Genomic DNA, 23,449 nt, shown 5'->3' with positions numbered 1-23,449 from the left:
TTGTTCCCCGTGACGGCCGTGGCGGGGAAGACCCCCCGAGCCCCCACCACGGCCGCAGGACTTCCTTCTTCCTCAGGCGAGCCCGGCACGCTCCAGGGCCTCGCTGCCGGCCCGCAGGGAGGCGATCCGCTCCTCCAGCGTGAAGCCGGCCGGGGCCAGACTGAGGGTGGTGACCCCGGCTGCGGCGTAGGCCTTCATCCGGTCGGCGATGCGGTCGACGGAGCCGAGCAGCGCGGTCTTGTCGATGAGGTCCTGCGGGATCGCGGCGGCGGCGCCCTGCTTGTCGCCGGCCAGGTACTTCTGCTGGATGTCGGCGGCCTCCTTCTCGTACCCCATGCGCTGGGCGAGCTGGTTGTAGAAGTTCTGCTTGGCGCTGCCCATGCCGCCGACGTACAGGGCGGTGTAGGGGCGGAAGGTGTCCGCGAGCCGGGCGACGTCCTTGTCGTCGCCGACGGCGAGCGGCAGCGTCGGGCACACGTCGAACCCGTCGAGGGTCAGGCCCGCCTTCTCGCGGCCCGCACGCAGGTACTTCAGGGTCGTCTCCTCCAGGTGCTCGGCGGAGGGGAAGATCAGCAGCGCGCCGTCGGCGATCTCGCCGGTCTGCTCCAGGTTCTTCGGGCCGATCGCGGCGATGTACAGCGGGATGTGCTCGCGCTGCGGGTGCACGGTCAGCTTGATCGGCTTGCCCGGGCCGCCGGGCAGCGGCAGGGTCCAGTGCGCGCCCTCGTACGACAGCCGCTCCCGGGTCATCGCCTTGCGGACGATCTCCACGTACTCACGCGTGCGTGCCAGCGGCTTGTCGAACTTGACGCCGTACCAGCCCTCGGAGACCTGCGGGCCGGAGACGCCGAGGCCGAGCCGGAAGCGGCCCCCGGAGAGGGAGTCCAGCGTCGCCGCGGTCATCGCGGTCATCGCGGGCTGCCGGGCCGGGATCTGGAAGATGGCGGAGCCGACGTCGATGCGCTCGGTCTGCGCGGCGACCCAGCTGAGCACGGTCGCCGCGTCGGAGCCGTACGCCTCGGCCGCCCAGCACACGGAGAAGCCGAGCCGGTCGGCCTCCTGCGCGACGGCCAGATTGTCCCCGTCCATTCCGGCACCCCAGTAGCCGAGGTTGAGTCCGAGCTTCATGGCCGAATCCCCTTACCCGTGAGTAACGTCGCTGTCGGGGCTGACCATAGCGCGGATACGCGGCCACGGCAGTTATCCACAGGCAACCCACCGCACCGGCTCTGGCCAGTAATCTCGCCCGCATGGAGCAGAGGCATCTCGGCCGTACCGGCCTGCGTGTGTCCCGGATCGGACTCGGCACCCTCACCTGGGGCCGGGACACCGACGAGCACGACGCCGCGGACATGCTCAAGGCGTTCTGGGAAGCCGGCGGGACCCTGGTCGACACGGCGGACGTGTACGCCGATGGCGAGGCGGAGTACCTGCTCGGACAGCTCATGGACGGGCTGGTCCCGCGCCGCGACCTCGTCATCTCGACGAAGGCGGGCAGCGTCCCGGACCCCGAGCGCCGCGTCGACGGCTCGCGCGGCCATCTGCTCGCCGCGCTCGACGCCTCCCTGGCCCGCCTGGGCACCGACCACGTCGACCTGTGGCACGTCCACGCCTACGACCCCGGGACCCCGCTGGAGGAGACGCTCCAGGCCCTCGACATAGCGGTGAGCAGCGGGCGCGCCCGCTATGCCGGTGTCTCCAACTTCTGTGGCTGGCAGCTCGCGAAGGCGGCCACCTGGCAGCTCGCGGCGCCGGGCACCCGCACCCGGCTGGCCGGCACGCAGCTGGAGTACTCGCTGCTCCAGCGCGGCGCCGAGCGTGAGGTGCTGCCGGCCGCGCTCGACCTCGGCGTCGGCCTGCTGCCCTCCTCCCCGCTCGGCCGGGGCGTGCTCACCGGCAAGTACCGGCACACCACTCCCCCGGACTCGCGCGGTGCCTCCGAACACCTGGCGCCGTTCGTCGAGCCGTACCTGGACGACACGGCGACCCGCATCGTGGACGCGGTGACGACGGCCGCCGACGGGCTCGCCGTCACCCCGCTCCAGGTGGCCCTCGCCTGGGTCCGGGACCGGCCCGGGGTGACCGCGCCGATCGTCGGCGCGCGCAACGCGCAGCAGCTCACGGCAGCGTTGTCAGTGGAGGCCCTTAGTCTTCCTGACGAGATCTGCCGGGCGCTGGACGATGTGTCGGCGCCCGTGCACCGCTATCCCGATCACGACTGGAGCACGCTGTGAGCACGGAGCCGGAGACCACGGAGGAAGCCGGGCCGGGGACGCCGGACACACCCGAGGCGCCCGCGCGCGACACCGCACCCGAGGAGGGCCGGGCGGACGGCAGCGCCGCGCCGGAGGGGACCGAGGAGCGCGACGGCACCGGGGACGAGGCCGAGGCGGGCGGCGACGAGCACGCTGCCACCGAAGGCGGCGACGGCGACGGCGACGGCGACGGCGACGGCGACGGGGCGAGTCTCTCCGAGGCGCAGGCCGAGCTGGCCGCGCAGCGGGTCGAGCGGGAGCGGATCGAGCGGCGCAAGGCCGAGCGGCACGGCCCGATCGCGAGCGGCACCAAGCTCAGCGGCACGGCGGCCGATCTGCTCGCGGCGGTACGGGCCGTGGAGAGCGGCGAGAAGCCGACGGCCACGGCGTTCGACGAGCCGGCGCCGGCCCCGCGCCGACCGGCGCCCGAGCCGGTCCGGCGACCGCAGCCCGCCCCCGCCCCGGCCCCGGTCGCGGCCGGCGTTCCCGCGCCGGAGGCCGTCGCCGCCGTCCGCCAGGCGCTGACCGAGGGCGGCGCGCCCGAGGCCCTGGCCCCGCAGGTGGCCGAGGCGCTCGGTGAAGGCGCCGACGGCGCGCTCCGCGACGACCCCTGGCAGCTGCTCAGGGTCCCCGGCGTACGGCCCGAGCAGGCGGACGGCTTCGCCCGGGCCCTGCTCGGCGCGGACTGCGGCCCGGACGACGAACGGCGCGCCCGTGCGCTGACCGTCTGGCTGCTGGAGCAGGCGGCGTCGGCGGGACACACCGCGCTGGAACTGGCCACGCTCACCACGGCACTGGCCCGGCAGTCCGTGCCGGACCCGGACGCGGCGGTGCAGAGCGCCCTCGCGGAGGGTGAGGCACTGATGTTCCAGGACGCCCTGGAGGAGCCCGGGGCCGCTGCCCCGCGGGCGGCGGAGGACGCCGAGGACGAGGACGAGGGCGAGGAGGAGCGGCCGGTCCGCGTCCTCGTCGGCCTGGAGCGGTACGCGCTGGCCGAGGAGAGCCTCGCCGACGGACTGGCCCGGCTGGTCAACTCCCTGTCCAAGGAGACCGATCAGGCCTGGCAGACGGCCGCCGCCGCACTGAAGGGCGGGGCGGCCGAGCTGGCCCGCGCGGTCGCCGGGCACGGCCTGGTGCTGCACACCGGCGGGGAGGCGGCCCGGGCCGAACCGGCCGCGCTGCTCGGTGCCGCCCGAGCCGCCGGCCTGCGCGCCTTCGCCGTCTGCCACACGGCCGACGGACGGCACCGGCTCGCCGCGCTCGCGGACGCCGGACCGGCGGAGCGGAGCGTGGGCACGGTCGCCGGTCTGCTGGCGGGCGCCGAAGGTCCGGACCGGGACGCGGACGGCGCCCTGGAGCTGGACCTGCTGATCGTGCCGGACGCCCCGCAGCTCGACGTGGAGAGCGCCGCGATGCTGGTGGAGTCGCTGCCCGACGGGGCCCGGCTGGTGTTCAGCGGCGACCCGGCGGTGCTGTGGTCGGCAGGTCCGGGCCGGGTCTTCGCCGACCTGCTCGCGGCCCGCGCCTGCCCGCAGGTCGCCTCGCGCCTACCCGACCCCGGCCCGATCGGCGAGCTGGTCTCCGGCATCGGCATCGGCGAGCTGAACCAGGTCGAGGCACCCGGCAAGGAGATCGTCATCGTCCCGGTGCGGGACGCGGGCGAGGCCGTGCACCGGACCGTGCAGCTGGTCGCGGACTCGGTGCCGCGGGCGATCGGCGTCCCGGCCGGCCAGACCGTGGTGATCACTCCGGGCCACGGCGGCGCCGCGGGCACCCGCGCCCTCAACTCCGCGCTGAAGGAACGCCTCAACCCCGGTCCCGGCCGGTTCGGCGGCTTCGACCCCGGCGACCGGGTCGCCTACTCCCCCGCTCCGGGCCGCACGGTACCGGGCGAGGTGGTGAAGGCCGACGCCGAGGGGCTGCACCTGTCGTGCGCGGGCGCCGCCGTCGTCGTGCCCCGGGAGCGGGTGGAGAGCCGGGTGCGGCACGGCTGGGCCCTGACCGCGCACCAGGCGGTGGGCACCCGCTGGCCCGCGGCGGTCGTGGTGCTGCCCGGCGATGCCGCTCAGGCGCTGAGCAGGCCCTGGGTGTACACGGCGTTCGGCCGGGCGGAGCGGCACCTGTCCGTCGTGCACGGCGTGGAGCAGGCGCTCCCGAGGGCGGTGGCGGAGACCACGGCCAAACCCCGCACCACCCGCCTGCAGACCCTGCTGCGCACCCTGGTGCCGGCGTAGGCGGAATCCGGCGGTGCCGTACCGGCCCCGGGCCCGCACGGCACCGCCGGCCACCTCACTTCTCGGCGTCCATCGGCTCCAGGTCGTCGTCCTCCTCGACGAACTCGAGATCGTCCTCCTCGTCGGAGTCGTCCTCGTCGTCGAAGACGGCACTGACGTCGAACCGGCACACCACCTGCTGCGGATCGATGTGCTCGAACGGCGTCTCCAGCCACTCCCCCGCCTCGGGGGCCTCGTCCGCCGCGGTGACCCAGAGCGTGGAGTCGCCCTCCTCCAGGCCGAACTCCTTGTGCCGGGAGGCGATCTCGTCGGGTTCGAACTCGCCGAAGAGCACGCCGAGCGCCCCGGGGACCGTGGCGGCCGCGCCCTCGCCCGCGCCGGCGTCCTCCTCGTACTCCGCCGCCTCGACCCGCTGGGCCTGCGCCAGCAGCCGCTGGGGTTCGGCCACGGCGTAGTCGCGGCGGATCAGGACGCTGATCGCGTTCGGTTCCTCGGGCCCGGCGTACGGCGGCAGCGCGTCCTCCGCGCCGGGGATCTCGAAGGGCGTGACCTCGTCGTAGCGGTCGTAGAGCAGCTCGTCGTACACCTCGGCGACCGCGGCCAGCTGGTTGAACGCCTCGAAGACGGCCGGATCGTCGTCTCCGGACCTGCGTTCGACCGCCGCGAGATGACGGTCGAGCGCGGTCTTGACCGCCTCGGCGGCGGCGCGTACCTCGGCAGCGGTGGGCTGCGCAGCATCAGACATAGTGCAGACGCTATCCGTACCGGGCACCAGCCCGCACAATAGATGCGATGCCGGAATACGAATTTGTCGACGTGTACGTGCCTCGCGGGGTCTCCCGCAAGGAGGCCACACGTCTGCTGACGGACCATGCCGAGTACGGACACTGGGAGTTGGACCGACTGAGCCTGCTGCGCGACGGCAGCCGCAGGGTGCGGTTGCGCCGGCGGATCATCCGTCAAGTGCGGGCCACGTGGTGAGACAGGACAACTGAACGGAGCGGGCCCGCCGGCATGGCAGGGCCCGCTCCGCTCACGGCCGGCGGTCCGCCCGGTTACGCCGCGGCCCGTGCCTTGCGGTAGAGCACGGCGCCCGCGAGCAGTGCACCCGCACCGACGGGCAGCGCGAGGCCGATCGGCAGGTCACTGCCGGTGTGCGCGAGCTGCGCGGTGCCGGGCGCCTGGCCGGAGCGGCCGCCCTGCTGCCCGACCTGGGCGCCGCCGTGCGGCGTGTGCCCGCCCCGGGTGGGCGGCGTGGTCGGAGTTCCCGGGTGCCCCGGCTTGCCCGGCTTGCCCGGCTGACCCGGCTTGCCCGGCTGACCGGGGTGCCCAGGCTGACCCGGGTGACCAGGGTGGCCCGGGTGACCGGGGTGACCGGGGTGGCCCGGGTGGCCCGGGTGACCAGGGTGACCCGGGTGACCGGGCTGGCCCGGGTTGCCGTGCTGACCGCCGCCGTTGGCGCAGTCGTTGCCGGTGGTGGCGTTGCCGATGCCGATGACGTTGACGCTGTTGCCGCACACGTTCACCGGGACGTCGATCGGCGCCTGCACGGTGTTGCCGGAGCCCACACCCGGCGAGCCGCCGGTGTGGCCGCCCGCGTGCGAGCCGCCGGAGCCGGTGTGGCCGCCCGGCCTTCCGCCCGAGTCGTTGGCGCACTTGTTGCCCGCCGCCGGGTTGAGCAGCCCGACGACATTCACGGTGTTGCCGCAGATGTTCACCGGCACGTGCACCGGCGCCTGTACGGTGTTGCCGGAGAGCACACCGGGTGAACCGGTTGCGGCTCCGGCCGCGCCTGCATCGGCGTGGGCGTAGCCGCTCGCGGCGGCGATCACACCGGTCGCTGCGGCCATGGTGATCAGGCCCTTACGGGTGCCCTGTCGCATGGTGAGTTCCCCCCTGCCTTCGGTTTCCGAGGTAAAGACCGGTCGGCCCCGGAGCGCATGGCGCGCGCTCCGAGGCCGACGGCTCGTAAAAGACGCCCCCTCAGGGCAGCCGCCCCTCCAGGGGCGGGCGTCACTTGTTGACGCAGGCGTTGCCGAAGGCGGGGTTCAGGAGCCCGATCACGTTGATCGTGTTGCCGCACACGTTCACCGGGACGTGCACGGGCACCTGGATGACGTTGCCGGAGACGACGCCCGGCGAGTGCACGGCGGCACCCTGGGCACCGGAGTCGGCGACGGCCAGGCCCGCGCCCGCGAGAACCAGCCCACCCGTGGCAGCCGCGGCGGCGACGACCTTCTTGATCATTGTTCCTCCTCGTTGGCAATGCGATCCCAATGTGCGGTGATCGCATCACCTGTAACGAGGAGGGAGTAATGGAGCTACGAGCTTATGGTCCGATTCACCCTTCTCAGTCGATCTCGTACGCGCGCCCGATTACTCCAGGGGAAAGCCTCACGACGCGTCGATGAAGCGGTCCAGCACCCGCACGCCGAACTGCAGCCCGTCCACGGGCACCCGCTCGTCCACGCCGTGGAACATGCCGGCGAAGTCCAGCTCCGGCGGCAGCTTCAGCGGGGCGAAGCCGAAGCCGCGGATGCCGAGGTCGTCGAAGGACTTGGCGTCGGTGCCGCCGGAGAGCATGTAGGGGATCGCCTTGGCGGTGGGGTCCTCGGCCAGCAGCGCGGACTGCATGGCCTCCACCAGCGCGCCGTCGAAGGTGGTCTCGACGGCCTTGTCGGCGTGCACGTCCTCGCGGCGGACGTTCGGTCCGAGTAGCCGGTCGAGATCGCCGAGGAACTCCTCCTCGTGGCCCGGCAGGAACCGCCCGTCGATGTGCGCGGTGGCCTCGCCCGGAATGACGTTGACCTTGTAACCGGCGTTCAGCTGGGTGGGGTTGGCGGTATTGCTCAGGGTCGCGCCGATCAGCTTGGCGATGCCGCCGAGCTTGGCGAGGGTGGACTCCATGTCCTCCGGGTCCAGCTGCGTGCCGAGGGCGTCGCCCAGCTCGTCGAGGAAGGCCCGGGTGGTCTTGGTGACCCGCACCGGGAACGTGTGCCGGCCGACCCGGGCCACGGCCTCGGACAGCTCGGTGATGGCGTTGTCCCGGTGGATCATCGAACCGTGCCCGGCGGTGCCGGCGACGGTCAGCTTCATCCAGTGCATGCCCTTCTCGGCCGTCTGGATCAGATAGAGCCGCCGCTGCTCGTTCACGGTGAAGGAGAAGCCGCCGACCTCGCTGATCGCCTCGGTGACGCCTTCGAACAGCTCGGGGTGGTGGTCGACCAGGTACCGGGCGCCGTACGTGCCGCCCGCCTCCTCGTCGGCGAGGAAGGCGACCACGATGTCCCGCGGGGGCCGCCGCCCGCTCCTGAGCCGGTCGCGCACGACCGCGAGGGTCATGGCGTCCATGTCCTTCATGTCGACGGCTCCGCGCCCCCACACGCACCCGTCGGCGACCTCGCCGGAGAAGGGGTGGTGGGTCCAGTCGCCGGCGTTGGCCGGTACGACGTCGAGGTGGCCGTGGATCAGCAGGGCCGGCCGGGACGGGTCCTCGCCCTCGATGCGGGCCACCGTGGAGGCGCGTCCCGGGTGCGACTCGAAGATCTTCGGCTCCAGCCCGACCTCGGCGAGCTTTTCGGCGACCCACTCGGCGGACTTCCGCTCGCCGGGTCCGGAGTGGTCGCCGTAATTGCTGGTGTCGAACCGGATCAGCTCGCGGCAGAGGTCCACGACCTCGTCCTCACCGGTGACGCTCCTGGCCGTGTCCGTGTCGCTCACGCTGCTTCCTCCCGCTGTCACTGCTGGTGGTTCCCTTCATCCTCTCTCCGTCCCGCCCCGCGCCCAAGAGCGGTCCCGGCCCGTCACACGCCGTTCACGCGCCGCGGCCCCCGGGACGGGGGGTGATCAGCCACCCCCGAAAGCCTGGTAATGTTTCCTTCGTCGCCGCGAGGGAAACCCCGCCGAAAGGCTGGACTCGCACGACAGACACCTTGTCCGGGTGGCGGAATGGCAGACGCGCTAGCTTGAGGTGCTAGTGCCCTTTATCGGGCGTGGGGGTTCAAGTCCCCCCTCGGACACCAGCGAGGCCCCTGCTCAGCAGGGGCCTTTTGCATGCCCCGTCGGCCGGTGCTTCCTACACTTGAGGGGTGGCCCGGCCCAACGACGAGGTCGAGGCGCTCCTGCGGGAGTACGCGGACCTCATCGCGATCACGGGAGGCGACGCCTTCAAGGCGCGCGCCTACGAGAAGGCGGCGCGCGCGATCGGCGGGTATCCGGCCGACATCTCCCGGCTGGACGCGGACGGGCTGCGGGAGATCCCGAACGTGGGCCGGTCGATCGCCGACAAGGTCACCGAGTACCTGCGCACCGGGAAGCTGGCGGTGGTCGAGGAGCGCCGGGCGAAGATCCCCGCCGGGGTGCGGGAGCTGATCACGATCCCCACGCTGGGCCCGAAGAAGGCGCTGCGGCTCTACGAGGAGCTGCACATCTCGTCGGTGAGCGAGCTGGCCTCGGCGGTCGAGGCGGACGCGCTGGCCGATCTGAAGGGCTTCGGCGAGCGGACGCAGGAGAACATCCGGCACGGCATCGAGCTGCTGCAGCGGGCGGGGGGCCGGGTGCCGCTGCCGCTGGCCCTGGACACCGCCGAGAGAATCGTCGCGGAGCTGTCCCGGGTGCCGGGCTGCACGCGCTGCGCGTACGCCGGTTCGCTGCGGAGGATGCGGGAGACGATCGGGGATCTGGACGTGCTGGTGGCGGCGCGGCGGTCGGAGCCGTTCATGGCGGCGCTGTGCGAGCTGCCGGCCACGGCCGAGGTGATCGCGCGGGGGGCGAAGAAGACGTCGGTGCGCACCGCCAAGGGGCTTCAGGTGGACCTGCGGGTGCTGCCGGCCAGGTCGTGGGGCGCGGGGCTGCAGTACTTCACCGGTTCCAAGGCGCACAACATCCGGACCCGGACGATCGCCGTGCACCAGGGGCTGAAGCTGTCGGAGTACGGCCTGTTCGACGGCGAGAGCGGGGAGTCGGTGGCGTCGCGGACCGAGGAGGAGGTGTACGCGCGGCTCGGGCTGCCGTGGATCCCGCCGACGCTGCGGGAGGACCGGGGGGAGATCGAGGCGGCCCTGCGCGGGGAGCTGCCCGAGGTGGTGAGCGAGCGGGACATCCGGGGTGACCTGCACACCCACACCGATCTCACGGACGGCCTGGCCCCGCTGGAGGAGATGGTGGAGGCCGCGGCCGGCCGGGGTTACGCGTACTACGCGGTCACCGACCACGCGCCCGACCTGTACATGCAGCGGATGACGGACGAGAAGATCCTGGCCCAGCGGGAGCGGCTGCGGGAGCTGGACGGCACCCGGCGCGGGATGCGGCTGCTGCACGGCACGGAGCTGAACATCGGCCCGGAGGGCGAGGTCGACTGGCCGGACGCGTTCCTGGCCGGGTTCGATCTGTGCGTGGCGTCGCTGCACTCGCACTTCGACCAGGGCCGCGCGGCGATGACCCGGCGGCTGGTGCGGGCCTGCGAGAACCGTCACGTCCATGTCATCGGGCATCCGACGACCCGGCTGATCGGGCGGCGGCCCGGGGTGGACGCCGACTGGGACGAGGTGTTCGAGGCGTGCGCGCGCACCGGCACCGCGCTGGAGGTCAACGCCCAGCCGGACCGGCTGGACCTGTGCGACGAGGACATCCTGCGCGCCGCGGAGCACGGTGTGAAGTTCGCGGTGAACACCGACGCCCACGCGGTCCCGCACCTCGCGCAGATGCGGTTCGGCGTCGGTACCGCGCAGCGCGGCCGGCTCACCCGGGACGACGTGATCAACACCTGGCCGCTGACCCGGCTGCGCCGCTTCCTGCGCAAGGCCAGGAGGTGACCGGGCGCTGGACCGTTCCCGGGTGAGGGGGTGCCAGCCCCGGGCGCGGGGCGTCAGTCCCGGGGCAGGGGTGTCAGTCCCGGGTGAGGGGGTGTCAGCCCCGGGTGAGGGGGTGTCAGCCCCGGGTACGGGGCTCATTCCCGGGTGCGGGGTGTCAGTCGCGGGGCAGGGGTGTCAGTCCCGGGTGAGGGGCCCGATCCCGGGCGCGGGGCTCATTCCCGGCGGGGGCGCTCATCCCCGGGCGCGGGCGCTGATCCCTGGGTGCGGGGCCCGATCCCGGGCGCGGGCGCTCACCCCCGGGCGCGGGGCTCATTCCCGGGTGCGGGCGCTCATCCCTGGGTGCAGGCGCTCATCCCTGGGTGCGGGGCCCGATTCCGGGCGCGGGGCTCGATCCCGAGCGCGGGACCCGATCCCGAGCGCGGGCGCTCATCCCCGAGCGCGGGGCTCATTCCCGGGCGCGGGACCCAATCCCGAGCGCGGGCGCTCATCCCCAAGTGCGGGGCTCAGTCCCGGGCGCGGCACCCAATCCCGGGCGCGGGCGCTCATCCCCAAGTGCGGGGCTCAGTCCCCGGTGCGGGGCCCAGTCCCAGGCGCGGGACCCAATCCCGGGCGCGGGACCCAATCCCGGGGCGCGGGACCCAATCCCGGGGCGCGGGACCCAATCCCGGGGCGCGGGACCCAGTCCCGGGCGCGGGACCCAGTCCCGCGTGCAGGCGCTCAGCCCCTGGCGCGGCGGTTCATTCCCGGGTGAGCCAGAGCGGTGCCGGGGACGTGTCCGTGTCGGCCGCCCCGGTCGCCTTCATGTCGCCGTCGGCGGCGCGCAGCAGCATGCGGCCCATGGCGATGAGCGCGCGTCCGGCGGCGAGTTCGTCGCCGATGTCGGGCATCGCCGGGTCGTAGGGGTTGCGGCGGGCCTCCGCGTGGCTCTCCAGGACGCCGTCGCCGGTGTCCAGCACGATCCGGGCGGTGGTGTCCGGGTCGTGCTCGGAGAGGTACAGGTTCAGCCGCCACTCCTTGACGGCCGAAGGACGGCTGCGGACGGGTTCGGTCATCGTCCGTCTCTCCTCACTGCGCTGTGAGTCGGCCTTGCCCCTCCACTGTGCACCCCGGCAGGAGCGGGCGCCTCCCCTCGCCGGGCAGAATGTGGCCCATGACCTCGCGCACCTGCCCCTGTGGACTGCCCCGGCCCTACGACGCCTGCTGCGGCCGGTTCCACACGGGCCCGGCGGCGGCGCCGACCGCGGAGCTGCTGATGCGCTCGCGGTACAGCGCGTTCGTGCGGGGGGACGCGGGATATCTGCTGCGGACCTGGCATCCCCGGACCCGGCCCGAGCGGCTGGACCTCGATCCCCGGATGCGGTGGACCGGTCTGGAGATCCTCGGTGCCACCGACGGGTCCGCCTTCCACACCACCGGGACGGTGACCTTCCGCGCCTCCTACCGGGGCGGCTCGTTGCACGAGCGCAGCCGGTTCGAGCGGGTGGACGGGGCGTGGGTGTACGTGGACGGGGAGTTCCTGGAGCAGGGCTGACTAGGGCGCCAGGATGTCCAGTTCCTGGAGGGCGCCCACGGTGATCTCTCTGGTCAGTTCCTCGGCGCGGGTCGCGTCGCCCGCGCGGACCGCCTCGGCCACCTGCACGTGCAGGGTCACGGCCGCCGGGTCGGGGTCCTCGAACATGACCTCGTGATGGGTGCGGCCGGCCAGCACCTCCGCGACGACGTCGCCGAGCCGGGCGAACATCTCGTTGCCCGAGGCGCCGAGAATGACGCGGTGGAAGGCGACGTCGTGGATCAGGTACTGCTGCAGTCTGTGGCCGCGCGAGTTGGCCACCATGCCGAGCGCGCACTCGGTGAGTTCGGCGCACTGTTCGGCCGTGGCGTGCCTGGCGGCGAGGCCTGCCGCGACCGGTTCGACCGCGGAGCGCAGCACGGTCAGGGAGCGCAGCTGGTGCGGGCGGTCGGCGCCCGCGAGGCGCCAGCGGATGACCTGGGGGTCGTAGACGTTCCACTCGGGCTTAGGACGGACGGTCACGCCCACCCGGCGGCGGGACTCGACCAGGTGCATCGACTCCAGCACGCGGACCGCCTCGCGCATCACGGAGCGTGAGACCTCGAAGTGCTGTGCGAGTTCGTCCGTGCGCAGAACACTGCCCGGCGGGTACTCGCCCGCGGTGATCGCGGGGCCGAGGGTGTCGAGTACATGGCCGTGCAGCCCCCGGCCCGGAGTGGTCATGCACTCAGCGTACGGCCTGGATCACGGACACAAAAAGTCAGACTTATACATCACACACTCTTGAATTCGTCGTACCTAATGGGTTTCAGTGTGGCGACGCCGATGTGGCGTCGGATGTCGAGGAAGACAGCGAGGCAGTGATGCGTACCCCCCAGGTCGTCGTCGTGATGGGCGTCGCGGGGACGGGCAAGACCACGATCGGTCCCTTGCTCGCCGCGCGACTGGGCGTCCCGTACGCCGAGGGCGACGACTTCCACCCGCAGGCCAACATCGACAAGATGTCGGCGGGTGTCCCGCTCGACGACGCCGACCGCTGGCCCTGGCTGGACGCCATCGGCCACTGGGCGCACGGCCGGGCCGGACTGGGCGGGGTGGTGAGCAGCTCGGCGCTGAAGCGGGCGTACCGCGACCGGCTCAGGGCCGTCGCTCCGGGGATCGTCTTCGTGCACCTCACGGGCGACCGGCAGCTGATCGAGGACCGGATGACACAGCGGCAGGGGCACTTCATGCCGACCGCGCTGCTGGACTCCCAGTTCGCCACGCTGCAGCCCCTGGGGCCGGACGAGGCGGGAGTCGCCGTCGACGTCAGCGGCGGCCCCCAGGAGATCACCGAGCGCGCCGTGCGGGCACTGGACGCGCTTCCCGCGGCATCCGCGTAGCACCCCCCGTAACCGTCCCCACGTCACCTCAAGGGAACCCCCGTGACCAGACTCAGCGTCGAGATGCTGGCAGCGGACGCACCTCCGCCGATCACCTCCGCAGGACACGCCCAGCTGGGCATCGCCGCCCTGGTGGGCATCGTCGTGATCGTCCTGCTCATCACCAAGTTCAAGCTCCATGCCTTCCTGGCGCTGACCATCGGGTCGCTGGCGCTCGGGGCGGCGGCGGGTGCGCCGCTCGACAAGGCGATCACCAGCTTCACCACCGGACTCGGCACCACGGTGGCCGGCGTCGGCGTCCTGATCGCGCTCGGGGCGATCCTGGGCAAGCTGCTCGCCGACTCCGGCGGCGCCGACCAGATCGTGGACACGATCCTCGCCAAGGCGGGCGGGCGCGCCATGCCCTGGGCGATGGTGCTGATCGCCTCCGTGATCGGTCTGCCGCTGTTCTTCGAGGTCGGCATCGTGCTGCTGATCCCGGTCGTCCTGATGGTCGCCAAGCGCGGCAACTACTCCCTGATGCGGATCGGCATCCCGGCGCTCGCCGGTCTGTCCGTGATGCACGGCCTGATCCCGCCGCACCCCGGCCCGCTGGTCGCCATCGACGCCCTCCACGCCAACCTGGGCGTGACGCTGGCGTTCGGCATCCTCGTCGCCATACCGACCGTGATCGTCGCCGGTCCGCTGTTCTCGAAGGTGGCGGCCCGCTGGGTGGACGTCCAGGCTCCCGACCGGATGCTGCCCCAGCGTCCCTCCGAGGAGCTGGAGCGCCGCCCCGGCTTCGGCGCGACGCTGTCGACCGTGCTGCTGCCGGTGGTGCTGATGCTGGTCAAGGCGCTGGTGGACATCGCCGTCGACGACCCCGCGAACACGACCCAGCGCGTCTTCGACGTCATCGGCTCCCCGCTGATCGCCCTGCTCGCCGCCGTGATCGTCGGCTTCTTCACGCTGGGCCGGCCCGCCGGGTTCAGCAAGGAGCGGCTGCAGCAGACGGTCGACAAGGGCCTGATGCCCATCGCGGGCATCCTGCTGATCGTCGGTGCGGGCGGCGGCTTCAAGCAGACGCTGATCGACTGCGGTGTCGGCCAGATGATCCTGGACGTCTCCAAGAACTGGTCGATCCCGGCGGTGCTGCTGGCCTGGCTGATCGCGGTGGTGATCCGGCTGGCGACCGGTTCGGCGACGGTGGCGACGGTGTCCGCGGCCGGTCTGGTCGCGCCCCTCGCGGCCGGTATGTCGACCGCCGACACGGCCCTCCTCGTCCTGGCGATCGGCGCCGGCTCGCTCTTCTTCAGCTTCGTCAACGACGCCGGCTTCTGGCTGGTGAAGGAGTACTTCGGGCTGACCGTCGGGCAGACCGTGAAGACCTGGTCGATCATGGAGACGATCCTGTCGGTGGTCGGCGGCGGTCTGGTCCTGCTCCTGTCACTGATCATCTAGGGGTACGGGATGAGCCACCCGCTCTTCGACATCAGCGGCCGTACGGCCCTGGTCACGGGCTCCGGCCGGGGCATCGGCCTCGCGCTGGCCCGGGGCCTGGCCGAGGCGGGCTGCACGGTGGTCCTCAACGGGCGCGACCCCGGCCGGCTGGCCGAGGCGGCGTCCGGACTGCCCGGCGACCGGGTCCGTACGGCGGTGTTCGACGTGACCGACGGCCGCGCCGTGGCCGCCGGCATCGCGGACGTCGAGGAGCGGGTGGGCCCGCTCGACATCCTGGTGAACAACGCGGGCATGCAACTGCGCGCCCCCCTCCTGGAGTTCGCGGACGCCGACTGGCACCGCATCCTGGACACCAACCTCACCAGCGCCTTCCTGGTCGGCCGGGAGGCGGCCCGCCGGATGACGGAACGCGGCCACGGCAAGATCGTCAACGTCTGCTCGCTGCAGAGCGAGGTCGTCCGCCCCGGCATCGCGCCGTACGCGGCGACCAAGGGCGCGCTGAAGATGCTCACCAAGGGCATGTGCGCGGACTGGGGGCCGTACGGTGTCCAGGTCAACGGGCTCGGCCCCGGCTACATCGAGACCGAGCTGACCCGGCCGCTCGTCGAGGACGAGGAGTTCAGCGCCTGGGTCCGCGGGCGCACCCCGGCCGGCCGCTGGGGCCTGCCCGAGGACCTGGTGGGCGGTCTGCTCTTCCTCGCCTCCCCCGCCGCCGACTTCGTCAGCGGGCAGATCCTGTACGTCGACGGCGGTATGACGAGCGTGCTCTGAAAGGGGCTGCGGCGATGCTGGGTTGTGTGATCCACGGGGCGGGTGACCTGCGGATCGAGGAGTTGCCGGAGCCCGAACCCGGGCCCGGGCAGGCGCTGGTGGCCGTGCGGTACGGCGGGGTGTGCGGGTCCGATCTGCACTACTGGCGGCACGGCGGGGTCGGTGACTTCCGGTTGCGGGAGCCGATGGTGCCCGGGCACGAGATGGTGGGGACGGTGGTGGCCTACGGGGCGGACGCCTCGGGGCCCGCTCCGGGTACGGACGTCGCCGTGCACCCCGCCACACCGTGCGGCACCTGCCCGGAGTGCGCCGACGGGCGGGCGAACGTCTGCCGGGACACCCGGTACCTGGGCAGCGCGGCCCGCTTTCCGCATGTGCAGGGTGCCTTAGCGGCGCGGGTGGCCGTACCGGCCGGGCAGTTGAGGGCTCTCCCGGACGGGCTCGGGCCGCGCCGGGCCGCGCTCGCGGAGCCGCTGTCGGTCGCGCTGCACGCCGTGCGCCGGGCCGGGGAGGTGGCCGGCCGGCATGTGCTGGTGACCGGGGCCGGGCCGATCGGGTGCCTGGTGGTGGCCGCGGCGAAGGCGGCCGGTGCGGCGCGGGTGACGGTGACCGACCTGGTGCCGGAGGCGCTGCGGTACGCGGCCGTCGCCGGGGCCGACACGCTCGTACGGGCCGACGATCCGGCGGATGCCGGGTGGCCCGGGGAGGTGGACCTGGCCGTCGAGGCGTCGGGGGTGCCGGCCGGCCTGGACACCTGTGTGCGGCTGGTGCGGCGCGGGGGCGCGGTCGTCCAGCTGGGGATGCTGCCGCCGGGGCACAGCCCGTTCGCCGGGAACCTGGTGGTGAGCCGGGAGATCGAGCTGCGCGGGGCGTTCCGGTTCGACGCCGAGTTCGACGAGGCGCTGGAACTGCTGGCGGCCCGCGGGGAGTTCGACGGGCTGATCAGTGCCGTCGTGCCCGTGGCGGCGGCCGGGGCCGCGTTCGCGCTGGCCGCGGACCGGGAGCGGTCCTGCAAGGTCCTGCTGGACTTCACCGGCTGAGCGGCGCCCGCCGGTGCGTCCAGGCATCCAGGGGTCCAGCGGTCCAGGCCTCCAGGGCCGTTCCCCGGATCAGGCCCTAGTGGACGATGCGGGCGACCGCCCCGTGCTCGGGGTCGCCGTACTCCGAGATGAGCTGTGCGTCGCTCATGCGGTCGACCTCGTCGGTGCGCTGGACGGGGAAGATCACGTGGGTGTCCCGGTCCGTCCAGTACTCCACGACGCGGAGGGTGTCGGTGGCTCGGCTCATCGTGCTGCTCCCTTGGTGCGGGTGGGGTTCAGGGTGCGTCGCGGCACGTCGTGAGGTCAACAGGAATCGGGGCTTCCATTTTGGTTTTCGGAAGCATAGATTCCGGTTACCCCGCGTCGGCGCCCCAGAGGCGCCGTCGGCCCGCCGGTCCCGGGACGGCGGGCCGCGCGGGGGCCAAGCACCGGCGGCTCAGGCCGGTCCCCGTGAGCGGGGTCCGCGCGTGGCCGAGAGCCCTCCGCTCACGGTCAGGGGCGCCACAGCGGGTGCTCCCGCTTCGCCCACTCCCCGCTCACCGAGCCCGTGCGCAGCCCCCTCCTGGCCTCGGGGTCGCCCAGGGCCATGCCGATGTGGCCCGCGAGGACCACGCCGATGGTGAGGGCCAGCCAGTCGTGGACGAAGGTGGCCGAGGTGCGCCACATCAGCGGGGTCAGGTGGGTGAACCACATCATGAGCCCGGTGCCGAGCATCACGAGCGTGGCGCCGGCGATCCAGGCCGCGTAGACCTTCTGCCCCGCGTTGAACTTGCCCGCCGGGCGCGAGGACCGGCGCCTGTCACGGCTCAGCGCGGCCCACAGCCACACCCGGTCGTGGGGGCCGAAGCGGTTGAGGAAGCGCAGGTCGGCGCGGAAGGCGCGGGAGGCGAGGCCGAGCAGGACCGGCACCGGCAGGGCGAGGCCCGCGCACTCGTGGACGCGGACGACCAGTTCGCGGCGGCCGACCGCGACCGCCAGCTGCGGGATGTAGAGGACGGCCGCCGTCAGGACGCAGACGCCCATCAGCACGGCCGTCGCGCGGTGCACCCACCGCTCGGCCCGGCTGAACCTGCGGATCCGGGCACCGGGCGGGGCCGGGGTCTCAGCTCGTAGGGTCATCGGTCCGTCCGTTCGAGCGGCCGACCCAGGCGTCGACGTCGTAGCCGAGGTGCTCCCAGTAGCCGGGCTCGACCCGGTCGGTGACGGTGATGCCGGAGAGCCACTTGGCCGACTTGTAGAAGTACATGGGGGCCACGTAGAGGCGGACCGGGCCGCCGTGGTCGTGGCCGATGTCCTTGTCCTGCATGCGCAGGGCGACCAGGACGTCCGCCCGGCGGGCCTGGGCGAGGGTGAGGCTCTCGCTGTAGGTGCCGTCGAAGCAGGTGAAACGGACGGCCCGGGCGGAGGAGCCGACTCCGGCGAGGTCCAGCAGGCGGGAGAGGCGGACGCCCTCGAAGGGGGTGCCGGGCACCCGCCAGCCGGTGACGCACTGGACGTCCCTGACCAGCCGGGTCTGCGGCAGGGCGCGCAGGTCGGCCAGGGTGTAGGTGTGCGGCCGGTCGACCAGTCCGTCGACCTTCAGCCGGTAGTCCGCGGCGGTCCGGTGCGGCACCGACGCGGCGACGGAGTAGTACCGGAAGCCGCCGCCGTTGGGCAGCAGGCCGGTCAGGCCCGTGGGGTCCTTGCCGGCGACGGCTTCCAGCCCGCGCTGGAGCACGGGCGCGGCGGCGACGCCGAGCGCGCCGAGGCCGAGGGTGCCGAGGAAGACGCGGCGGCCGATGGGCCTGCCGTCCCGCTCCTCGGATGGTTCAGCGTTCACGTCTTCATTCGAGCACTCGGGGGCTCGCGGAGCCAGGGAATCGGGTCGGTGGTCAGACTTCCGTAAGCACTTCTCACATGGGTCTTGGACACTCGTACGGCCGGCGGGCCCCGGTCGTTCAGTCTCCCAGGGCGCGCGTGCGGGCCGCGCGGAAGGCCGCCCCCGGGTCACGGCGGCCGTAGGACCAGGGCGCCGGCGTGGCGTACCGGCCGATGCGCTGGAACAGGGCCGCCGCCTCGGCCGGACGGCCGGCGCAGGTCAGGGCGAAGGCGAGGTGGTTGAGGTCGAGGTGACGGCGGGGGTGGTCGTCGTGCTCCCACTCCAGCCACCAGTCGAAGCAGGCGCTGAGGATCCGGCGGGCGCGCGGCCCGGACCAGTGCCCGCAGGCGGCCGGGTCGGCCGGGGCGAGGCCGGTGGCGGCGAGCGCCCGGTAGCGCTCCGCGTAGGCCACGACCGGCAGCACGGCGAGCGGGGAGTCGGCGGGGGCCCCGGCCGCGGCCAGCTCGGCGAGGTCGTACACCTCGTGGGACTCCGTCCGGCCGCCCGCGGGCCGCTCGGCGAGGCGGGCGACGAGCAGGTGGTGGGCGTGGTGGTGCTCGGGGTGGCGCCGGCGCAGTTCGGCGAAGGCGGCGAGCAGGTCCCGCTCGGGACCGAGGCCGCGGGCCAGCAGGAGCAGGCCGAGCCAGGGGGTGGGGTCGGCGGGGGCGAGACCGGCGGCCGCGGCGCAGGCCTCGCGGGCCCGGTCGGGGTCCTCCTTGCCGCGCAGGGCGCGGTGGACGAGGGCCAGGGCGAGCAGCGTGGCGACGTCGGCGGAGCCGGGCTCGGCGTGCAGCCAGTCGCGGGCCCAGGCGGCGGCGTACGGCTCCTGGGCGAGCACGGTGAGGCGGTGGCCCCGGCGGTCCCAGTCGTCGCCGGTGTGCAGCAGCAGCGAACGGGCGGCCTGCCGCCGGCCCTGGGCCAAGGCGGCCCGGGCGGTGCGCAGTTCGGAGTCGTCGAGGGCGTCGTCGAAGGTGCCGTCGAAGGCGTCGTGGAAGGCTCCGGAGTCGTCCGGGGCGGTGTCGCCGGACGGGTGAGCGGGGGCCCGGCGGTCGCCGAGCAGGGGTGGGAGAGGGGGCACCGCGGGACTTCCTGTTTCTCGGGCTGCCATCGACCGATCACGGACAGCAAACCCCCCGCCAAGGGTGACGTCAAGCGGAATGCCGCTGTTGCTGGGTTCAACTAGCGTGACGCGATGGGAACTTGAGGTGCTCCGCACCGGCCGGCCCGACCGTGGGCGTCGACACACCGGCGGATTTGTGTGGCGTACGCCATGGCGCCCGGCGGTCCGGCCGCGGAGCATGGCGGGTCAACCGCCCGGTCGAGGGTACTTCCGGGTCAATGCCGTGTCCGGGGCGCTACAGTCGGCCACTACGCGTCCGTGGTCCGGCCGGATGATCGAGGTACGCAGCGTGTCCGTTCTGGTTCTTGTTCTCGCCGTGAGTGCCGCCTGCTGTCTGGGCTTCGGGTTCGTGCTCCAGCAGGACGCCGCGCAGAAGGCACCGCTGAGCGACTTCCTGTCCTTCCGGCTGCTGCTGGACCTGATGCGGGTGCCGCGCTGGCTCGGCGGGCTCGGCCTGATGGTGGCCGGCATGGTGCTGGGCGCGGTGGCCCTCGGCAAGGGCGAGATCTCCCTGGTCGAGCCGCTGCTCGCCACCAACCTGCTGTTCGCGCTCGCGCTCTCCCGCTACCGGACGAGGCAGTCCCTGGGCCGCCAGGGGTGGGCGGGGCTGGCCCTGCTCGCGGGCGGGGTGAGCGCGTTCATCGTGGCGGGCGAGCCCCGCGGCGGCCACGCGATCGCCGATCCGCTGCGGCACTGGCTGATCATCGGCGCGATGGTGGGCGCGGCGCTGGTGCTCACGGCGTACGGCAAGCGGTCCCGGCTGAGCTGGGGCCCCGTGCTGCTGGCCACCGCCGCCGGGCTGCTGTACGGCGTGCAGGACGCGCTGACCCGGGTGAGCGGCACCCTCTTCTCCGAGGGCGGCTTCGCGGAGCTGTTCACCGGCTGGCAGCCGTACGGAGTGCTGGCCTGCGGGGTGACCGGGCTGGTCCTGGTGCAGAGCGCCTTCGAGACGGCCCCGCTGCGCATGTCGCTGCCCGCGCTCACCGCCGCCGAGCCGCTGGCCGGCATCCTGTGCGGGGTGGGCTTCCTCGGCGACCGGCTGCGCACCGACACCGGGGCGCTGGCCTGGGAGGCGAGCGGGCTCGCGGCGGTGGTCGTGGGCATCGTGCTGCTCGGGCTGCACCCGGCGATGCCGTGCGGCGCGGCGGAAGCGGAACCTCCGGCGCGAGACCTCCAGCGGCGCTGAACGCGGCTGCTTGGATGGGGGCATGAACCCTGCTGACGAGATCCTCGACATCGTCGACGCGCACGACCGGGTCGTCGACCGGCGCCCGCGCGGTGAGGCGTACGCCCTCGGGCTGCGTCACCGCTGCGTGTTCATCCAGGCCCGGGACACGGCGGGCCGGCTCTTCGTCCACCGCCGCACGGCGACCAAGCTGGTGTTCCCCTCCCTGTACGACATGTTCGTCGGCGGGGTCGTCGGGGCGGGCGAGTCCTACGACGGGGCGGCCCTGCGGGAGGCGGAGGAGGAGCTGGGCGTCACGGGGCTGGCGCAGCCGGAGTTCCTCTTCAAGTTCCTGTACGACGACGGGGCCGGGCGCAGCTGGTGGTCGGCGGTCTACGAGGTCCGCTGCGAGCTGCCCGTACGACCTCAGGTGGAGGAGGTCCAGTGGCACGCCTTCCTGCCCGAGGAGGAGGTCGAGCAGCGGCTCGGCGCGTGGGAGTGGGTGCCGGACGGGCTGGCGGCGTACGAGCGGCTGAGGGCGTTCCGGGTGGGGCGGTGAGGCGCCGGTAGGGTCGGTTGCGTGAGCGAATTCGTGAGGAACATCCGGCTGTGGTTCGCGCCTGAGCTGGTGCGCGACGAGGGCGGCACGCCCGACTACCGGTTCTCGCTGGCCAACGAGCGCACCTTCCTCGCCTGGCTGCGGACCTCGCTCGCGCTGATCGGCGGCGGGTTCGCGGTGGACCAGTTCCTGCCGGACCTGCGCCGGGCGTGGCGGATCGGTCTCGCGCTGGCGCTGCTGGGGGCCGGGGTACTGTGCGCCCTGCGGGCGTTGAACCACTGGGTGCGCTGCGAGCGGGCGATGCGGCGCGGCGAGGACCTGCCCGCGTCCCGGTTCCCGGCGCTGCTGAGCCTGGTGGTCGCGGTGGTGGCCGTCGCGATGGTCGTGGTGGTGCTGCTCGGGTGGGAGGGGTGACCGCGGGGGCGGGCCCGGACGGCCGGGACCCGGGGCTGCAGCCCGAGCGGACCCGGCTGGCGTGGCGGCGGACGACGCTGTCGGCCGCCGTGGCCGCCGTGCTCGCGGTGAAGACCTCGCTGCACGGCGGGCCGTCGGCCACCGGAGTGGTGCTGGGCGCGGTGTGCTGCGCGCTGTGGCTGGGGTTTCTGTGGGTGGCCCACCACCGGATCCGGGCCCTCTCGGCCGGCGCGCGCCCGCCGGCGCTGGCGCCCCGGCACGCTACGGCGGCGGTGCTGTGCGCGGTGGCGACGGCCGTGTGCGCGGCCGCGCTGGTCGTCTGACCCGCACGGCCCACCCCCCACGTCCCCGGCGACCACGCCCGACCGCCTCCCGTGACCTACCCCGTCCGGCCGGCCCACGTCGGCCAGCGCCCCCCACCACCGGCCCACCTCGCCCGGCCACCTCATCCCGCCCGGCCCACCTCGACCAGCCCGGCTCGACCAGCCGACCTCGGCCGATCGGCTCGGCCGGCCGGCCCACGTCCTCCAGCCGCCACGCCCCAAGTCGGCCGACCACTCAGCCGGCCCACCGGGCTCGCCCGGCCCACCTCGCTGAGCCCAGCCCGGCCCACCTCGCTCAGCCCAGCCCGGCTCGCCCGACTCGCCCGGCCCTCTCCGCTCGTCGGCTACTCCGTCTCCGGCTCCGTCTCCCAGTCCACCGTGACCACGAGCTTTCCGCGGGTGCGGCCCTCCTGGCTCGCGCGTTGGGCGTCCGCCGTCCGTTCCAGCGGGAAGGTCTCCTGGACGTGCACCGACACGGCTCCCTCCTCCGCCAGCCGGGCGAGTTCCGTCAGGTCCTCGGCGTCCGGGCGGACGAAGCAGTAGCGGCCGCCGTGGCCGACCACCTCCGGGTCGGCGATCGAGGCCATCCGGCCCTCCGGGGCGAGCAGGTTGGCGGAGGTCTTCAGCGTGTCGCCGCCGACGGTGTCGAAGACCGCGTCGACGCCCTCGGGGGCGAGCGCGCGCACCCGTTCGGCCAGGCCCTCGCCGTACGCCACCGGCTCGCCGCCGAGGCCGCGGACGTAGTCGTGGTTGCGTTCGCTCGCCGTGCCGATGACCCGGGCGCCGAGATGGACGGCGATCTGGACGGCGAGCGAGCCGACCCCGCCGGCCGCCGCGTGCACCAGCACGGTCTCGCCGCGCTTGATCTCCAGCGCCTTGACCAGCACCTGGTAGGCGGTGAGCCCGGCCAGCGGGAGCCCGGCGGCCTCCTCGAAGGAGAGGTTGCGCGGCTTGCGGGCCAGCGTGCGCACGGGCGCGGCGACGTACTCGGCGAAGGTTCCCCGGGAGAGGAAGTCCTCGCGCACGTAGCCGATCACCTCGTCGCCCACGGAGAACTCCGTGACCGCGGCTCCGGGCCGGACGACCACCCCGCTCACGTCCCAGCCGGGGATCACCGGGAAGACGGCGTCGAGGAGGGCGTCGAGATGGCCCTCACGGCACTTCCAGTCGACCGGGTTGACGGCCGCGGCGCGCACCTTGACCAGCACCTGGTCGGGGCCGACCTTGGGGTCGCGCACCTCGCCGTACTCCAGCACCTCGGGTCCGCCGTAGCGGCTGTAGCTGATGCCCTTCATGTTTTCCGACCCTCCGGGGTACTCGTGCGCCGCGCAACCCGGATGCACCGTCGTGCACCGATCCGCGCGCGCAGTCATTCCGTCGCCGAGACCCCGTACCCCCCGAGGTGAGCACCATGACCCTCGTTCACCGGGAACACACCGCGCACGGGACACTCCGGCACGCCGCACACGGGGGGGCACCGGGACGACCACTGAACCGGCCGCGACCGCGGCCGGGGGGGGGGGGGGGCGGGCGCGGGGCCGCGGGGCGGGGGGGCCGGGGCGGGG

At 73.5% G+C, this 23,449-nt stretch carries 25 protein-coding genes and 1 tRNA gene; 14 read left to right on the top strand and 12 right to left on the bottom strand.

Annotated elements, in window-relative coordinates; all coding sequences use genetic code 11:
• Positions 1 to 72: 72 nt before the first annotated feature.
• Positions 73 to 1,128, bottom strand: a complete 1,056-nt coding sequence (locus tag AB0N17_RS11685) for an LLM class F420-dependent oxidoreductase (protein WP_366011011.1) — start codon at positions 1,126 to 1,128, stop codon at positions 73 to 75.
• Between the two features lie 122 nt (positions 1,129 to 1,250).
• On the opposite strand from AB0N17_RS11685, the gene AB0N17_RS11680 reads away from it, so the two are divergent.
• Both AB0N17_RS11680 and AB0N17_RS11675 read left to right on the top strand, forming a co-directional pair.
• Positions 1,251 to 2,234 carry an aldo/keto reductase gene (locus tag AB0N17_RS11680; protein ID WP_366011010.1) on the top strand — a complete coding sequence of 328 codons (984 nt, stop codon included), beginning with the start codon at positions 1,251 to 1,253 and terminating at the stop codon, positions 2,232 to 2,234.
• Complete coding sequence (locus AB0N17_RS11675; protein ID WP_366011009.1) at positions 2,231 to 4,489, top strand: helix-hairpin-helix domain-containing protein; 2,259 nt, start codon at positions 2,231 to 2,233, stop codon at positions 4,487 to 4,489. Before AB0N17_RS11680 ends, AB0N17_RS11675 begins: the two co-directional genes overlap by 4 nt.
• A 55-nt stretch (positions 4,490 to 4,544) precedes the next feature.
• Here AB0N17_RS11675 and AB0N17_RS11670 read toward each other — a convergent pair whose 3' ends face one another.
• A complete protein-coding gene (locus tag AB0N17_RS11670; protein WP_366011008.1) occupies positions 4,545 to 5,234 on the bottom strand; it encodes a hypothetical protein in 690 nt (229 codons plus the stop codon).
• A 47-nt stretch (positions 5,235 to 5,281) separates the two neighbouring features.
• On the opposite strand from AB0N17_RS11670, the gene AB0N17_RS11665 reads away from it, so the two are divergent.
• Entirely contained in the window at positions 5,282 to 5,470 is a 189-nt protein-coding gene (locus AB0N17_RS11665; RefSeq protein ID WP_014671721.1) for a DUF5703 family protein, read from the top strand.
• A gap of 74 nt (positions 5,471 to 5,544) precedes the next feature.
• Here the strand turns inward: AB0N17_RS11665 and AB0N17_RS11660 are convergent, their stop codons facing one another.
• The 3 genes from AB0N17_RS11660 to AB0N17_RS11650 form a co-directional block, all read right to left on the bottom strand.
• Positions 5,545 to 6,372, bottom strand: a complete 828-nt coding sequence (locus tag AB0N17_RS11660) for a chaplin (protein ID WP_366011007.1) — start codon at positions 6,370 to 6,372, stop codon at positions 5,545 to 5,547.
• A 130-nt stretch (positions 6,373 to 6,502) separates the two neighbouring features.
• Complete coding sequence (gene chpH, locus AB0N17_RS11655; RefSeq protein WP_014671723.1) at positions 6,503 to 6,736, bottom strand: chaplin ChpH; 234 nt, start codon at positions 6,734 to 6,736, stop codon at positions 6,503 to 6,505.
• Between the two features lie 147 nt (positions 6,737 to 6,883).
• Complete coding sequence (locus AB0N17_RS11650) at positions 6,884 to 8,209, bottom strand: M20/M25/M40 family metallo-hydrolase (protein WP_366011006.1); 1,326 nt, start codon at positions 8,207 to 8,209, stop codon at positions 6,884 to 6,886.
• A gap of 214 nt (positions 8,210 to 8,423) precedes the next feature.
• On the opposite strand from AB0N17_RS11650, the gene AB0N17_RS11645 reads away from it, so the two are divergent.
• Together AB0N17_RS11645 and polX are read left to right on the top strand one after the other, a co-directional pair.
• A tRNA-Leu gene (locus tag AB0N17_RS11645) sits at positions 8,424 to 8,511 on the top strand.
• Between the two features lie 66 nt (positions 8,512 to 8,577).
• A complete protein-coding gene (gene polX / locus AB0N17_RS11640; protein ID WP_366011005.1) occupies positions 8,578 to 10,302 on the top strand; it encodes a DNA polymerase/3'-5' exonuclease PolX in 1,725 nt (574 codons plus the stop codon).
• A gap of 737 nt (positions 10,303 to 11,039) precedes the next feature.
• Here polX and AB0N17_RS11635 read toward each other — a convergent pair.
• The gene (locus tag AB0N17_RS11635; protein ID WP_366011004.1) at positions 11,040 to 11,354 is read right to left on the bottom strand and encodes a dsRBD fold-containing protein; all 315 of its coding nucleotides are present in this window, start codon (positions 11,352 to 11,354) and stop codon (positions 11,040 to 11,042) included.
• Between the two features lie 98 nt (positions 11,355 to 11,452).
• Between AB0N17_RS11635 and AB0N17_RS11630 the strand changes: the two genes are divergently transcribed.
• On the top strand, positions 11,453 to 11,833 hold the full coding sequence (locus AB0N17_RS11630) for a YchJ family protein (RefSeq protein WP_366011003.1): 381 nt from the start codon (positions 11,453 to 11,455) through the stop codon (positions 11,831 to 11,833).
• Here AB0N17_RS11630 and AB0N17_RS11625 read toward each other — a convergent pair whose 3' ends face one another.
• On the bottom strand, positions 11,834 to 12,535 hold the full coding sequence (locus tag AB0N17_RS11625) for a FadR/GntR family transcriptional regulator (RefSeq protein WP_366011002.1): 702 nt from the start codon (positions 12,533 to 12,535) through the stop codon (positions 11,834 to 11,836).
• A 140-nt stretch (positions 12,536 to 12,675) separates the two neighbouring features.
• On the opposite strand from AB0N17_RS11625, the gene AB0N17_RS11620 reads away from it, so the two are divergent.
• Genes AB0N17_RS11620 through AB0N17_RS11605 form a run of 4 tightly spaced genes read left to right on the top strand, consistent with a single transcriptional unit; the run spans position 12,676 to position 16,445 of the window.
• Positions 12,676 to 13,194: a gluconokinase gene (locus AB0N17_RS11620; RefSeq protein WP_366011001.1), complete on the top strand. Its 519-nt coding sequence runs from the start codon at positions 12,676 to 12,678 to the stop codon at positions 13,192 to 13,194.
• Positions 13,195 to 13,236: 42 nt separating this feature from the next.
• On the top strand, positions 13,237 to 14,634 hold the full coding sequence (locus AB0N17_RS11615) for a gluconate:H+ symporter (protein WP_366011000.1): 1,398 nt from the start codon (positions 13,237 to 13,239) through the stop codon (positions 14,632 to 14,634).
• A 9-nt stretch (positions 14,635 to 14,643) separates the two neighbouring features.
• Positions 14,644 to 15,405, top strand: coding sequence for an SDR family oxidoreductase (locus AB0N17_RS11610; protein ID WP_366010999.1), 762 nt, complete (start codon positions 14,644 to 14,646; stop codon positions 15,403 to 15,405).
• Between the two features lie 14 nt (positions 15,406 to 15,419).
• Entirely contained in the window at positions 15,420 to 16,445 is a 1,026-nt protein-coding gene (locus AB0N17_RS11605) for an L-idonate 5-dehydrogenase (RefSeq protein ID WP_366010998.1), read from the top strand.
• 76 nt (positions 16,446 to 16,521) lie between these two features.
• Here the strand turns inward: AB0N17_RS11605 and AB0N17_RS11600 are convergent, their stop codons facing one another.
• The 4 genes from AB0N17_RS11600 to AB0N17_RS11585 form a co-directional block, all read right to left on the bottom strand.
• The gene (locus AB0N17_RS11600) at positions 16,522 to 16,692 is read right to left on the bottom strand and encodes a hypothetical protein (RefSeq protein WP_366010997.1); all 171 of its coding nucleotides are present in this window, start codon (positions 16,690 to 16,692) and stop codon (positions 16,522 to 16,524) included.
• Between the two features lie 245 nt (positions 16,693 to 16,937).
• Entirely contained in the window at positions 16,938 to 17,564 is a 627-nt protein-coding gene (locus tag AB0N17_RS11595) for a cytochrome b/b6 domain-containing protein (RefSeq protein ID WP_366010996.1), read from the bottom strand.
• Positions 17,548 to 18,264, bottom strand: coding sequence for a molybdopterin-dependent oxidoreductase (locus AB0N17_RS11590; RefSeq protein WP_366010995.1), 717 nt, complete (start codon positions 18,262 to 18,264; stop codon positions 17,548 to 17,550). The genes AB0N17_RS11595 and AB0N17_RS11590 overlap by 17 nt, the downstream gene beginning before the upstream one ends.
• Positions 18,265 to 18,382: 118 nt before the next feature.
• Complete coding sequence (locus tag AB0N17_RS11585; RefSeq protein WP_366010994.1) at positions 18,383 to 19,381, bottom strand: hypothetical protein; 999 nt, start codon at positions 19,379 to 19,381, stop codon at positions 18,383 to 18,385.
• A gap of 331 nt (positions 19,382 to 19,712) precedes the next feature.
• On the opposite strand from AB0N17_RS11585, the gene AB0N17_RS11580 reads away from it, so the two are divergent.
• From AB0N17_RS11580 to AB0N17_RS11565, 4 genes are read left to right on the top strand one after another with little or no spacing between them, the layout of a single operon-like run.
• Positions 19,713 to 20,609 carry a DMT family transporter gene (locus tag AB0N17_RS11580; protein ID WP_366010993.1) on the top strand — a complete coding sequence of 299 codons (897 nt, stop codon included), beginning with the start codon at positions 19,713 to 19,715 and terminating at the stop codon, positions 20,607 to 20,609.
• A 22-nt stretch (positions 20,610 to 20,631) separates the two neighbouring features.
• On the top strand, positions 20,632 to 21,147 hold the full coding sequence (locus tag AB0N17_RS11575) for an NUDIX domain-containing protein (RefSeq protein ID WP_366010992.1): 516 nt from the start codon (positions 20,632 to 20,634) through the stop codon (positions 21,145 to 21,147).
• 21 nt (positions 21,148 to 21,168) lie between these two features.
• Positions 21,169 to 21,561, top strand: a complete 393-nt coding sequence (locus AB0N17_RS11570) for a DUF202 domain-containing protein (RefSeq protein WP_366010991.1) — start codon at positions 21,169 to 21,171, stop codon at positions 21,559 to 21,561.
• The gene (locus AB0N17_RS11565) at positions 21,558 to 21,884 is read left to right on the top strand and encodes a DUF202 domain-containing protein (RefSeq protein ID WP_366010990.1); all 327 of its coding nucleotides are present in this window, start codon (positions 21,558 to 21,560) and stop codon (positions 21,882 to 21,884) included. The genes AB0N17_RS11570 and AB0N17_RS11565 overlap by 4 nt, the downstream gene beginning before the upstream one ends.
• A 344-nt stretch (positions 21,885 to 22,228) precedes the next feature.
• On the opposite strand, the gene AB0N17_RS11560 is transcribed toward AB0N17_RS11565, so the two are convergent.
• Positions 22,229 to 23,179, bottom strand: a complete 951-nt coding sequence (locus AB0N17_RS11560; RefSeq protein WP_366010989.1) for an NADP-dependent oxidoreductase — start codon at positions 23,177 to 23,179, stop codon at positions 22,229 to 22,231.
• Positions 23,180 to 23,449: the final 270 nt, after the last annotated feature.

Origin of the sequence: Streptomyces sp. NPDC051133, from assembly GCF_040682635.1 — a bacterium.
Lineage (GTDB): Bacteria > Actinomycetota > Actinomycetes > Streptomycetales > Streptomycetaceae > Streptomyces.
This window is presented reverse-complemented; position numbering and strand designations above follow the sequence as displayed.

What these genes read in the sequence shown, in the direction of transcription:
- AB0N17_RS11685 (WP_366011011.1), bottom strand. Translation starts at nt 1,128, where the DNA reads ATGAAGCTCGGACTCAACCTCGGCTACTGGGGTGCCGGAATGGACGGG.
- AB0N17_RS11680 (WP_366011010.1), top strand. Translation starts at nt 1,251, where the DNA reads ATGGAGCAGAGGCATCTCGGCCGTACCGGCCTGCGTGTGTCCCGGATC.
- AB0N17_RS11670 (WP_366011008.1), bottom strand. Translation starts at nt 5,234, where the DNA reads ATGTCTGATGCTGCGCAGCCCACCGCTGCCGAGGTACGCGCCGCCGCC.
- AB0N17_RS11665 (WP_014671721.1), top strand. Translation starts at nt 5,282, where the DNA reads ATGCCGGAATACGAATTTGTCGACGTGTACGTGCCTCGCGGGGTCTCC.
- AB0N17_RS11660 (WP_366011007.1), bottom strand. Translation starts at nt 6,372, where the DNA reads ATGCGACAGGGCACCCGTAAGGGCCTGATCACCATGGCCGCAGCGACC.
- chpH (WP_014671723.1), bottom strand. Translation starts at nt 6,736, where the DNA reads ATGATCAAGAAGGTCGTCGCCGCCGCGGCTGCCACGGGTGGGCTGGTT.
- AB0N17_RS11635 (WP_366011004.1), bottom strand. Translation starts at nt 11,354, where the DNA reads ATGACCGAACCCGTCCGCAGCCGTCCTTCGGCCGTCAAGGAGTGGCGG.
- AB0N17_RS11630 (WP_366011003.1), top strand. Translation starts at nt 11,453, where the DNA reads ATGACCTCGCGCACCTGCCCCTGTGGACTGCCCCGGCCCTACGACGCC.
- AB0N17_RS11625 (WP_366011002.1), bottom strand. Translation starts at nt 12,535, where the DNA reads ATGACCACTCCGGGCCGGGGGCTGCACGGCCATGTACTCGACACCCTC.
- AB0N17_RS11620 (WP_366011001.1), top strand. Translation starts at nt 12,676, where the DNA reads ATGCGTACCCCCCAGGTCGTCGTCGTGATGGGCGTCGCGGGGACGGGC.
- AB0N17_RS11610 (WP_366010999.1), top strand. Translation starts at nt 14,644, where the DNA reads ATGAGCCACCCGCTCTTCGACATCAGCGGCCGTACGGCCCTGGTCACG.
- AB0N17_RS11605 (WP_366010998.1), top strand. Translation starts at nt 15,420, where the DNA reads ATGCTGGGTTGTGTGATCCACGGGGCGGGTGACCTGCGGATCGAGGAG.
- AB0N17_RS11600 (WP_366010997.1), bottom strand. Translation starts at nt 16,692, where the DNA reads ATGAGCCGAGCCACCGACACCCTCCGCGTCGTGGAGTACTGGACGGAC.
- AB0N17_RS11595 (WP_366010996.1), bottom strand. Translation starts at nt 17,564, where the DNA reads ATGACCCTACGAGCTGAGACCCCGGCCCCGCCCGGTGCCCGGATCCGC.
- AB0N17_RS11575 (WP_366010992.1), top strand. Translation starts at nt 20,632, where the DNA reads ATGAACCCTGCTGACGAGATCCTCGACATCGTCGACGCGCACGACCGG.
- AB0N17_RS11560 (WP_366010989.1), bottom strand. Translation starts at nt 23,179, where the DNA reads ATGAAGGGCATCAGCTACAGCCGCTACGGCGGACCCGAGGTGCTGGAG.